An 11,799-nucleotide genomic window follows, 5' to 3' on the forward strand; every position below is an offset into this window, starting at 1 on the left:
GCTTCGCTTTTTTTATATTAGACATTGAAAAGGGTTTTTCTTAAGATTGGATAGTTTACAAACCCGGCAAAACCCAGTATGACCAAACAACCGAGTGGCGCTCACCCCGGAATTTCGTAATGCCAAGTTTGCTTACGTACCATGATACTTATATATGAAGGACCAGAAAGTTGTCGGAATAGATATTGGAGGCACCAAGGTGCACATCGGCGTGGTGCAGCGCGGGCAGGTTATAGCGGAGCTGCGGATCCCGACGGCGGCGAAGAGTTCGAAAGAGGCTATTCTGCGTGACATCTCCGACGGCATCAGGCAGGTGATCGACCCGGAAGTGGTCGGGATTGGGATTGGGGTGCCGGGGCTGGTGGATGAGAAAAAGGGCATTGTCTTCGATGTGCAGAACATCCCCTCCTGGACCGAAGTGCGCCTGAAGCAGCACCTGGAGCGTGCATTTGAACTCCCCGTCTACATAACGAACGACGCCAACACCTATGCCCTGGGAGAGAAGGTATACGGGCCCGGAAAGCCATACCAAAACATGATCGGCGTGACGCTGGGTACCGGCATCGGAACCGGCATCATTGCCAACAACAACCTGTATTCGGGGGCCTTCTCCTGCGCCGGGGAGTTTGGCGGCATGCCATACCTGGATAAAACCCTGGAGGACTATTGCAGCGGGAAATTCTTCCTGCAAGCCTACGGCACACCGGGCGACGAGATGCAGGCGCTTGCCAACACCGGAGACGCCCGGGCCATTGAGGCCTTTCAGCAGTTCGGCCACCACCTCGGCAACGCCATCAAGATCATGCTGTATGCGCTTTCGCCGGAGGCCATTTTCCTGGGAGGGTCTGTCAGCCACTGCTATCCCTTTTTCAAAGAGGCCATGCACAAAAGCGTTGCTGATTTCCCTTACAGGGTCGTGACGGATAAACTGGTGATCGAGCAGTCGGAGATAAAGCATGTCGCGGTGCTGGGGGCCGCCGCGCTTTTCAGGATGCGGCACCAGCCTGTGCCGGATTATACCTGAAAAATCTGAAACGCAGCTTCTGTATCCGACCTGTTTATACCCAATCCTATGATACGACTCCTTGGTTTAAGTTTGTTGGTGGCACTCGTGGCAGGCAATGCCAGCGCGCAGCAGTATGAACCCAACTGGGCTTCCTTGGACAAGCGCGAAACCCCAACCTGGTGGACGGACGCCAAATTCGGCATCTTCATCCATTGGGGGCCTTATGCCGTGCCAGCCTATGCGCCCGTGAATGAGGTGGAGGAGGTAGACGAGCACATGCTGCCGCAGTTCAAGGACCTCGTGACCCGCTTCAAACCGGAGCGGTATAGCCAAAGTCGGGAAAGTGCAGCTGCTGGGCACGAAGGTGGCGGTCCGGTCATTCATCTAGAACGGAAAACTCATGCTCATACCACCTGCCCTGAACCCGGGGAATATACCCTGCGACCATGCCTGGGTGTTTAAGCTGGAAAACGTTAGCTATCGAAACCTATGAAAAAACTGTACTTCCTCCCGCTGTGCCTTGCCCTGATCGCGTCCGTGCCTTCCTCGTTTGCGCAAGCCTTGCCCACCCCGACAACCCGCCAACTGGCGTGGCAACAGCTGGAGACCAACGCCTTTCTGCACTTCACCGTGAACACGTATACCGGCAAGGAGTGGGGCGACGGAACAGAAAGCCCAGCCATCTTTAACCCGGTTGATTTCGATGCCCGCCAGCTGGTGAAAACGCTGAAAGAGGCGGGTTTCAAGATGGCGATTATCACAGCCAAGCACCACGACGGGTTCTGTCTCTGGCCATCGAAGTATACCGACCACAGCGTGGCGAGCAGCCCCTGGAAGAACGGAAAAGGGGACGTGGTGAAGGAAATCGCGGATGCCTGCCGGGAGCAGGGCATCAAGTTTGGCTTCTACCTCTCGCCCTGGGACCAGCATGAGCCGAGTTACGGCACTGCCTCCTACAATGCCTTCTACAAAAACCAACTGCGCGAACTCCTGACCAACTACGGCGAGGTGGCTGAGGTATGGTTTGACGGCGCCAAAGGCGAAAACGCCAAAGACATGCACTATGACTTTGCAGGCTACTGGCAAATGGTGCGGGAGCTGCAGCCCCAGGCCGTCATGTTCTCGGATGCCGGCCCCGATGTGCGCTGGGTGGGCAACGAGTCGGGCAACGCCGGCGAAACCTGCTGGTCTACCATCGACACCACGGGTATGGCCCCCGGAAAGGCTGACCCAGCTTACCTGAACACCGGCGACCCGGAAGGCAACCTCTGGATTCCGGCGGAGACGGACGTGTCCATCCGGCCGGGCTGGTTTTACCATCCCGAGGAAGACAGCAAAGTGAAGTCCGGGAAGCAACTGGTGGACCTGTACTACAAATCCGTAGGTCGAAACAGCCTGCTGCTGCTCAACATCCCGCCAAACCCCAAAGGCGTTTTCGCGGAGCAGGACGTGAACAGCCTGCACGCCTTCCGGAGCATCCTGAATGAAACCTTCAAGACCAACCTGGCCGCTGGCAAGATCGACAAAAAGCTGACTGATAAGGCCCTCGGGACCTACATCACGCTAAACCAAAACAAGCCCCTTATACTGGATTTTAAAAAGGAAATCGCCTTCGACCGAGCCCTGTTGCAGGAGAACATTGCCGCGGGGCAGCGCAATGCCGAGGCGTTGCTTGAGTACTGGGACGGGAAAGGCTGGAAGAAGATCGAGCAGTTTACCACCATTGGGTATAAACGGCTGCTGCGCTTCCCGGAGGTGAAAACCACGAAAGTACGGGTAACCGTGCTGGAGGCCAAAGGACCTGTGCAACTGGCAGCGTTTGGCCTCTACAAAGCCTCCGAAAAAGAATAACTGTGCTTAAAAATTTGTCATCCACCATATAAAATTCTCTTTTCATGAGTTCAAGGCGAAGTTTTCTTAAAAAGTCAGCGGCCACCCTGGCCGCTTTCACCATCGTGCCCCGGTTTGTGCTGGGCGGAAAAGGCTATGTGGCACCCAGCGACCAGCTGACCAAAGGCGTGATCGGGGTTGGCTCGATGGGGCGCAACCACTTCCCGTACGGCGACACCCGCGTGGTGGCGGTATGCGACGTAGACCAAGGTCATCTGAAAAAAGCCGTTGACATGGTGGGGAAGGGGGTGAAGACCTTCACAGACTACCGGGAACTCATCAAGCTGCCGGAAGTGGATATTGTGCACATCGCCACCCCACCCCACTGGCACGGCATTATGGCCACCGACGCGGCCCGGGCCGGCAAGGACATCTGGTGCGAGAAACCCATGACGCGCACGATCGGCGAGGGCAAGCGCGTGGTAGAGGCGGTGCAGCAGCACGGGCGCATTTTCCGGCTCAACACCTGGTTCCGGTTCGAGGATATTTTCTACGGGATGGGAACGCCGGTGAAGCCGATCAAGAAACTCGTGGACAGCGGCCTGCTGGGCTGGCCCCTGAAAGTGACGGTGGGCCGCCAGACGGGCTACGACTGGAAGTTTTACTGGGTGGGCAAAACGGACCTCGCTCCGATGCCTGTGCCGCAGGAACTGGACTATAACATGTGGCTGGGCCCCGCGCCTTACAAACCCTACAACCCGCACCGCGTGCACGGCACCTTCCGCGGGTACTGGGACTATGACGGCGGCGGCCTCGGCGATATGGGGCAGCATTACATGGACCCGATCCAGTACTTCCTCGGCAAAGACGACACCAGCCCGGTTTCTGTGGAGATAGACGCCCCGCAGCAGCACACCGATGCCGTAGGCACCTGGCGACGTATTGTGTATACCTACGCCGACGGCTGCCAGATCATTCTCGACGGCGAGGGATCGGATGAAAAAGTGCCTTACATCGAAGGGCCGAAAGGCAAACTATACCCCGGTTTCCGCTCCGACATACCGGACCTGCAGCGCAAGCTGGCCGCCTTCCCGGACCCGGCACCGCAGGTAACTGACTTTGTGCAGGCCGTGAAAAACCGCCAGAAATTCGCCCTGAATGAGGAAAACGGCCACCGCTCGTGCACGCTCGTGAACATGGGCCTGGCCGCGCTGCGCCTGGGCCGCTCCCTGAAATTTGACCCCGCGACACAGGAATTCGTGGACGATGAGGGGGCCAACCGCTTGGTATACCAACCCATGCGCTCCAGCTGGACGATCGGGTAGTGTTGCGCTAAAAATCATGTACAGGAAATTTCATCAGAAACAGAATTCTTTGAGTCGAACGATATGAAAAAATCGATACTATTACTTGTTGCCCTGCTCACGGCTGGCACAATGGCCCTGGGGCAGCGCGCCAACGACCAGCGTACCCTTGCCACCCGCATTGCCGACCTGCTGGCCGAGATGCCCGCCAAAGACAAAACCCAGTTGCAGACGAGTATGGGGGAGGTGGCCTCCCTCGGAAAAGAAGGCCTCGTGGAGATGGCAACCATGCTCACCGCCCCCGGGAAGGGAGACAACGCCAGGCTGGAGTATGCGTTGGGCGGTTTCTCTTATTACGTGATGCAGCAAGAGCGGGAGGACTGGCGCAGCATGAGCGTAGCCGCCTACTGCGAGTCGCTTGGCCGGGAGACAAACCCCGAGAGCCAGGCGTTCCTTATCCGGCAGTTGCAGGTAGTGGGCAAAGCCGATGCGGTTCCGTGCCTGCAGCGCTACCTCACCGACGAGCGGCTATGCGCCCCGGCTGCCAACGCCCTCACCAGCATCAATTCGCCAAACGGCAACGAGGCCCTGTTGCAGGCGCTCTCGGATGCGTCAGGCGATTGCCGTTTGTCTTTAGTGGAGGCCCTGGGAGACACCCGCTACGAGCAGGCCGTTGCAGCCATTTCGCCATTTGCCACCAGCCCGGATGAGAAGCTGAGAAAGCTGGCCCTATATGCCCTGGCCAACATCGGTGCGCCAGCGTCGGAGGCGGTGCTGGCGAAAGCGGCAGAGGAAGACAGCTATACCTATGACAACGACAATGCGGTGGCCGCCTACCTGCTATATGCCGAACGCCTGAAGGAAAAGGGCCAGACGGAGCAGGCGGAGAAAATCGCGAAGGCGCTGCTGCAGCGTACCAGCCAGAAAACCCAGGCGCACACGCGCACTGCCGCGCTAAAACTGCTCACCGAGCTACAGGGCGAGCAAAGCACAGCGCTGCTCCTGCGCGCGGCCACGGACCAGGACCCTGCCTTCCGTGCCGCTGCCTTAAAGTTCGCCTCTCCCTACATCACCCCCGCCACCACCGACATGTGGGTGAAGACGCAAAAGAAAGCTAACCCCGAGGCGCGCGCCGCCATCCTGACCATGCTGGGCGACAACAAGGCCACCACCGCGTTGCCAGCTCTGGAGAAAGCGCTGAAAAGCAAGGACGAGGCGGTGCGACTGGCTGCCATAGGGGCTGCCGGGAAAGTGGGGCAGGAGCAGGTGCTCCCGCAGCTGTTTAAGGTAATGCGCAAGGGAGGTAAGGCCGAAACCCAGGCCGTGAAGAACGCCCTCCTGATCATGCCCGGCAACAACCTGACCAATGAGGTGGCGAATGCGCTGCCTAAAATGCCGACAGATGGCCAGGTAGCCCTGCTGGAGGTTTTGGGTGCCCGTGCCGCCCGCGATAAAATCAACCAGGTGTTCGTGTACGTCGAGCACCGCGACCCGGCCGTGCGCCTGGCTGCCCTGACCGCGCTGGAGCAAATGGTGACACAAGAGAATTTGTCGCAGCTTTATACCTTACTCAATACAACCACGCAGCCCGACGAGGTGCAGGCCGTGCAGCAGGCCGTGATCGCCGCTGTGCGCAGGTATGGCACGCAGCCGGAGCAAGAAAAAATCGTGCTGCAGCAACTGGAGAAAGCTCCGGCCGAAAAGAGACCGGGGTATTTCAATGTGCTGGCGGCCATTGGCGGGCAGCAGGCCCTGCATGCCGTCTCAGGGGCTTTCCAGACCGGAGATGCGGCCACCAAAGAGGCGGCGGTCCGTGCCTTGTCGCAGTGGGCTGACGCGAGTGCAGCCAAAGAACTCCTCCGCATCAGCCAGAACAAGGCCAACACGGCCTACCTGGACCAGGCGCTGACCGGGTATATACGGAGCGTGAGTGCATCAAAATACCCCGCCGAGCAGAAACTGCTGCTGTTGCGCGAGGGTATGGAAGTTGCCAAAACCACTGAGCAGAAGCAAGCCATCCTGAGGGAGGTAGCCAAAAACAGGACATTTCCGGCGCTGGTGTTTGCCGGCAAGTACCTCGACGATCCTGCTCTGCAGCAGGAGGCGGCCCTTGCCGTGATGAATACCGCCCTGTCGGACAAGGCGTTTCAGGGCGATGTGGTGCGCGGACACCTCAACAAGGCCATCCAGGTTTTGAAAGGCCCTGACAGCGAGTACCAGAAAGAGGCCATGCGCAAGTTCCTGGCCGAGATGCCGGAGGGGCAGGGGTTGGTGGCGCTGTTCAACGGCAAGGACCTGACCGGCTGGAAAGGCCTGGTGGCCAACCCCATAGAGCGGGCGAAGATGGATGCAAAGACCCTGACCACACAGCAGCAGGCTGCCGACGAGGAGATGCGCCGCGACTGGAAAGTGGAGAATGGCGAGATCGTGTTTGTGGGCCAGGGGTATAACAACCTCACCACAGCGAAGAAATACGGTGACTTCGAGCTGTTCGTGGACTGGAAGATTTTCGACGACGGCAAGAAGAACGGTGACGCGGGCATTTACCTGCGGGGCACGCCACAGGTGCAGATGTGGGACACCTCGCGCGTGGCCGACGGCGCGCAGGTAGGCTCCGGCGGCCTGTACAACAACAAAGTGAATGAGAGCAAGCCCCTGAAAGTAGCCGACAACCCGCTTGGCGAGTGGAACAATTTCCGCATCCGGATGCAGGGCGACCGCGTGACGGTATACCTGAACGGGGAATTGGTGACGGACAACGTGATGCTGGAGAATTACTGGGACAGAACCCAGCCTATCTTCCCGGAAGAGCAGCTGGAACTGCAGGCCCACGGCTCGCGGGTAGCGTATCGGGACATTTACATCCGTGTGATTCCGCGCCCGGAGCCATTTAAACTGAGCGCCGCTGAGAAAAAAGAGGGGTATAAGGTGCTGTTCGACGGCACCAACATGCACCACTGGCAAGGCAACACCGCCGACTACGTGATCGAGAACGGGGAGTTGGTGGTGCGTGAGCCCAAGTTCGGCAGCGGCGGCAACCTCTATACCAAAGAAGAGTACGGTGATTTCGTGTTCCGCTTCGAGTTTAAGCTAACACCCGGCGCCAACAACGGCCTCGGTATCCGGACCCCGCTGGAGGGCGACGCGGCCTACGTCGGGATGGAACTGCAGATACTGGACAACGACGCTGCCATTTATAAGAACCTGGAGGACTACCAGTACCACGGCTCCGTGTACGGCGTGATCCCGGCCAAGCGCGGCTACCTGAAACCGACCGGCGAGTGGAACTACGAAGAGGTGATTGTGAAAGGCAACAAGGTGAAAGTGATCCTGAACGGCACCACGATCGTGGACGGAGACATCGCGGAAGCCAGCAAAAACGGCACCATAGACCACAAGGAGCACCCGGGCCTGAAGCGCACCAAAGGGTACATCGGCTTTCTGGGCCACGGCTCTACCGTGTGGTTCCGGAACATCCGGGTGAAGGACCTGGGCAAAAAGTAAGATTTATACATACGCTACCTCAAAATCCCCCTGTAGGCAAAGTACTTGCCTACAGGGGGATTTTCTTTTTAGCGCGGAGGTATACTACCATCAATTGATAAGCGCATACAGCCTTTCAAGTAGTGCAGTTCCCCTCGTGGGGGTAGGGATGGGTTATTCTGTACTGGCACTTACACATGCGCAGAATCTGTTTTCTAACGGTATAAAATGAGCCATGTCAATAATACTGCGCACATTTTTTATCTCCAGCACTTACCGGAAGGCATCACTTTTACAGTTTAAAACAGTATACAGCACCCGAAAATTTATGCATCCAGCGGGCCTTGCATATGTTTAAACATGATATTTATTTTCGTCTAATTATATTGATTGATGTTGTTTATATAATTACATTGGTTTCATAATTAGTGGGTACTCACTTTTATAGAATGGTAAATCTTGTACCATGCCCTAAAACAGTGAGCCTAATGCCTGTACGCGTATCGAGAAGATCGACAAGTAATGAAAACCGGGTTCCAGCGAGCCGGGCTATTTTATCATTAAGTAGTATTTAAGAACGGGCTTTTGCCAGTTGCGGCGCCTGAAGGTGCCGCAGTGACATGCAGTGGGTGAAGGAGGTATGCAAAGGCTCAATATAAGACAAACGTTGCGGTGCATTTTCCATGGTAGAAGTAAGCGGCATTTCCCCCTTGCTTCCCTGGGACCTGCAAAGGAGAATATGCTTGGTAGTGCCAGTACCAATACCTTTTTTATTACTCACCTTAATTTGTTTGCAATGAAAAAAGTCTTCTACCCATTTAAAAGGCTGTTGATCCCGTGTATGCTGTTATGTTCCGGCCAGATTAGCTTCGGCCAGGGCACGCTGCAGGGAGGGAACAATGCCGATGATTATTCGCAACGATTCAGCAGCGCCGGCAGCTCCGGGCCTTCCCTGGCCTATTCCCCGAAAGGGGCGGCTCCGCCTGTTGCCGCATCTACCCGGACTGCTGTAAAAGAAAGGCAGTCGACACCTGTTACCGGGCGCGTGGTGGATGAAAAGGGCAGCGGCCTGCCCGGCGTGACGGTGCTCGTGAAAGGGACCACCACGGGCGTATCCACAGACGGGTCTGGTAATTACACTATCGCTGCCCCGGCAGGTGCCACACTGGTGTTCTCCTTCATCGGATACCAACCCAGGGAGGTAGCGGTGAATAACCGAAGCACAATCAACCTCTCGATGACACCTGACAGCAAGGCACTGCAGGAAGTGGTGGTGACGGGGTATAGCTCACAGGCCAAAAAGGACATCACCGGAGCGGTCGCCACCGTGTCAGCCGAAGAGTTGCTTTCCGTGCCGGCTACTAACGTGGCACAGGCCCTGCAGGGTAGGGCCGCCGGGGTAACCGTCGGCAACGACAACAGCCCGGGAGGCGGCGTGATGGTGCGTGTCAGGGGTTTTGGCACTATCAACGATAACTCGCCGCTGTACGTGATTGATGGCGTGCCGACCAAGGGGAACCTGAATACCCTCAATCCGAACGACATCGAGTCCATGCAAATCCTGAAGGACGCTTCTTCTGCCTCCATCTATGGCGCAAGGGCCGGAAACGGAGTCGTGATCATCACCACCAAAAAAGGGAAGAGCGGGGAGCCCCGGGTTACGTTCGACTCATACTATGGTGTGCAGCGGCACGGCAAGCTGCTCGATCTGCTCAACACAAACGAGCTGGCCCAACTGACCTGGGAGAGCGAACGGAACGCGGGGAAGTTGCTGAACGGCAACCCCTCCAATCCCCAGTATGGCAATGGCGCCACACCGGTTATCCCGGATTATATCTTCCCGACAGGCGCTCAGGCTGGCGACCCGAGGGTGGATCCCGCCAACTACACCAACAACATCGACGACCCGGCATTCGGCAAGACAAAGTTCCAGATTACCCCGGCCAATAAGGAAGGCACCAACTGGTTAGAGGAGATTTTCCACCCGGCTATTATTCAGAACTACCAGCTGGGTGCCAGCGGGGGAACTGATAAAGGCGTGTATGCCTTCTCGGCCAACTACTACGACCAGGAGGGTATCCTGAAAGACACCTACTACAAGCGCTATGCCGTGCGGGCCAACACCGAGTTTAGGGTGAAGAACCGGGCGCGGGTGGGAGAAAACCTGCAGGTATCGTTTGGGGAGCGCGTGGGCCAGGTGTCCGGCAACAACAGCGAGAGCAACCCGATTTCGATGGCATACCGGATGCAGCCGATTATACCGGTATATGACCTGATGGGGAACTTTGCCGGAACAAAAGGCGGTGGCTTGGGCAATGCCCGGAACCCGGTGGCGCTGCAGGCCCGAAACAAAGACAATGTGGGGCAGGAAGTGCGTCTGTTCGGTAACATCTACGCCGAGCTAGACATCCTGAAAAACCTGGTGGCCCGCACCAGCTTTGGCCTCGACTACAACACGTATAACCTCCGCAGCTTCAGCATCCGGGACGTGGAATCGGCTGAGGCTGCTCAAACCAACAGCCTGAACACCTCTAACAGCTACGATCGCGACTGGACCTGGTCCAACACCCTGGCCTATGAGCTCAACCTGTCGGAAGTGCACCGGGTGAATGTCCTGCTGGGCACCGAGGCGATCAGCTCCTACGGGGAAAACTTCTTCGGAAGCCGGAGCGGTTTTTTTGTGGATGACCTGGATTTCCGCTACCTCAATGCGGGCTCCCTGGCTCCGGCCAACGGAGGCGGGGCGTATGACTGGCGCCTGTTCTCTACCTTCGGCAAGGTGAACTACTCCTTCAGGGATAAATACCTGCTGGAGGGCACGGTGCGGCGGGATGCGTCTTCCCGGTTTGCCCCGGCCAACCGGTACGCAACCTTTCCGGCGATGAGCGCGGGGTGGCGCATCACACAGGAAGCGTTTATGCAGGGCATCACGTTTCTGGATGAATTGAAGCTGAGGGCAGGCTGGGGCCAGACCGGAAACCAGGAGATCGGTAACTATAACTTTGCCTCCACTTTCCAGTCGAACCCGGACCAATCCAACTACGACATAAACGGCACCAACACAACCGTGGTGATTGGGTATGACCGCTCCCAATTCGGAAACCCGAACGCGAAGTGGGAGACGACCACCAGCACCAACCTAGGCTTCGACGCCGCCTTTTTGCAGGGGCGCATAGACCTGGTGTTTGACTGGTATACCCGTACCACCACCGATATGCTCTTCCCGGTTGAGCTCCCCTTTACACAGGGTGTGGCCACAAACCCCTTCGTGAACATCGGGGAGATGAACAACAAAGGGGTTGACGTGGGGCTGAACTACAACGGGGCAGCGCTGGCAAACGAGCTTACCTTCACGGTGGGCGCCAACTTCTCTACCTACCGCAACATGGTGGTGAAAACGAACGGCAACCCGAACACGATTTACCAGGGTTTCGGGCTGCGCACACCTCCCGTAACGGCTACGCAGCAGGGGCAGCCCCTGTCGTCCTTTTATGGCTACATCGTGGAGGGCATCTTCCAGACGGACGATGAGGCAAAGGCGCATGCTGTGCAGCGGGGCGGCACCGACAATATCGCTGGCCGCTTTAAGTATAAAGACGTGAACAACGACGGCGTCATCAACGGCAGCGACCAAACCTTCATTGGCAGCCCCCACCCGGATTTTACCTATGGCCTGAACCTGAACGCGGAGTTTAAGAACTTCACCTTCACGGCTTTTGCCCAAGGGGTACAGGGGGTTGAGATCTTCAACTATGTGCGTTACTGGACTGATTTTCAGACCTTCCAGGGAAACCGAAGCAAGCGGATGCTTTACGACTCCTGGCAGCCAGGCAAAACAGACGCCCTGCTGCCACAGCTGCGCTCAGGGGATGCGGCCAGCAGTGTGCCATCCACTTATTTCCTGGAAAACGGCTCTTACCTGCGGATCAAGAACATCCAGCTGGGGTATAACCTGCCGCTAAGCTGGATATCGAAAGCGGGTATGGGGTCGGCTAATGTCTACATTCAGGGCCAGAACCTGTTTACGTTCACCAAATACACGGGCCTCGACCCGGAAATTAACCTGCGTGGGTATGGGGCCGGCAACGACCGCCAGTTGGGAGTGGACGAAGGGGCATATCCGGTGTCCAGAAATTTCTTGCTTGGGGTGAATGTTAGTTTTTAAGGAAAATTTAA

6 protein-coding genes are annotated in these 11,799 nt (G+C 57.2%); all 6 read left to right on the top strand.

The genetic code is table 11. The features are described 5' to 3' along the window. Positions 1-154 precede the first annotated feature (154 nt). Positions 155-1,024, top strand: coding sequence for an ROK family protein (locus MKJ04_RS05990; RefSeq protein WP_241640220.1), 870 nt, complete (start codon positions 155-157; stop codon positions 1,022-1,024). Positions 1,025-1,072: 48 nt separating this feature from the next. Next, positions 1,073-1,468 (top strand): alpha-L-fucosidase, encoded by a 396-nt coding sequence (locus tag MKJ04_RS05995; RefSeq protein ID WP_241640221.1) that lies wholly within the window; start codon positions 1,073-1,075, stop codon positions 1,466-1,468. 27 nt (positions 1,469-1,495) lie between these two features. Then, on the top strand, positions 1,496-2,857 hold the full coding sequence (locus tag MKJ04_RS06000) for an alpha-L-fucosidase (protein WP_241640223.1): 1,362 nt from the start codon (positions 1,496-1,498) through the stop codon (positions 2,855-2,857). Between the two features lie 44 nt (positions 2,858-2,901). Next, positions 2,902-4,161, top strand: coding sequence for a Gfo/Idh/MocA family oxidoreductase (locus tag MKJ04_RS06005; protein WP_241640227.1), 1,260 nt, complete (start codon positions 2,902-2,904; stop codon positions 4,159-4,161). Between the two features lie 63 nt (positions 4,162-4,224). Then, a complete protein-coding gene (locus tag MKJ04_RS06010) occupies positions 4,225-7,644 on the top strand; it encodes a DUF1080 domain-containing protein (protein WP_241640228.1) in 3,420 nt (1,139 codons plus the stop codon). A gap of 820 nt (positions 7,645-8,464) precedes the next feature. Further along, on the top strand, positions 8,465-11,788 hold the full coding sequence (locus MKJ04_RS06015; RefSeq protein ID WP_241640230.1) for a SusC/RagA family TonB-linked outer membrane protein: 3,324 nt from the start codon (positions 8,465-8,467) through the stop codon (positions 11,786-11,788). Positions 11,789-11,799: the final 11 nt, after the last annotated feature.

Origin of the sequence: Pontibacter sp. E15-1 (assembly GCF_022601975.1) — a bacterium.
GTDB lineage: Bacteria > Bacteroidota > Bacteroidia > Cytophagales > Hymenobacteraceae > Pontibacter.

Bases quoted from the DNA above. Each gene is read 5' to 3' on its own strand.
- MKJ04_RS06010 (WP_241640228.1), top strand. From the start codon at position 4,225: ATGAAAAAATCGATACTATTACTTGTTGCCCTGCTCACGGCTGGCACA.
- MKJ04_RS06005 (WP_241640227.1), top strand. From the start codon at position 2,902: ATGAGTTCAAGGCGAAGTTTTCTTAAAAAGTCAGCGGCCACCCTGGCC.
- MKJ04_RS06000 (WP_241640223.1), top strand. From the start codon at position 1,496: ATGAAAAAACTGTACTTCCTCCCGCTGTGCCTTGCCCTGATCGCGTCC.
- MKJ04_RS05990 (WP_241640220.1), top strand. From the start codon at position 155: ATGAAGGACCAGAAAGTTGTCGGAATAGATATTGGAGGCACCAAGGTG.
- MKJ04_RS05995 (WP_241640221.1), top strand. From the start codon at position 1,073: ATGATACGACTCCTTGGTTTAAGTTTGTTGGTGGCACTCGTGGCAGGC.
- MKJ04_RS06015 (WP_241640230.1), top strand. From the start codon at position 8,465: ATGCTGTTATGTTCCGGCCAGATTAGCTTCGGCCAGGGCACGCTGCAG.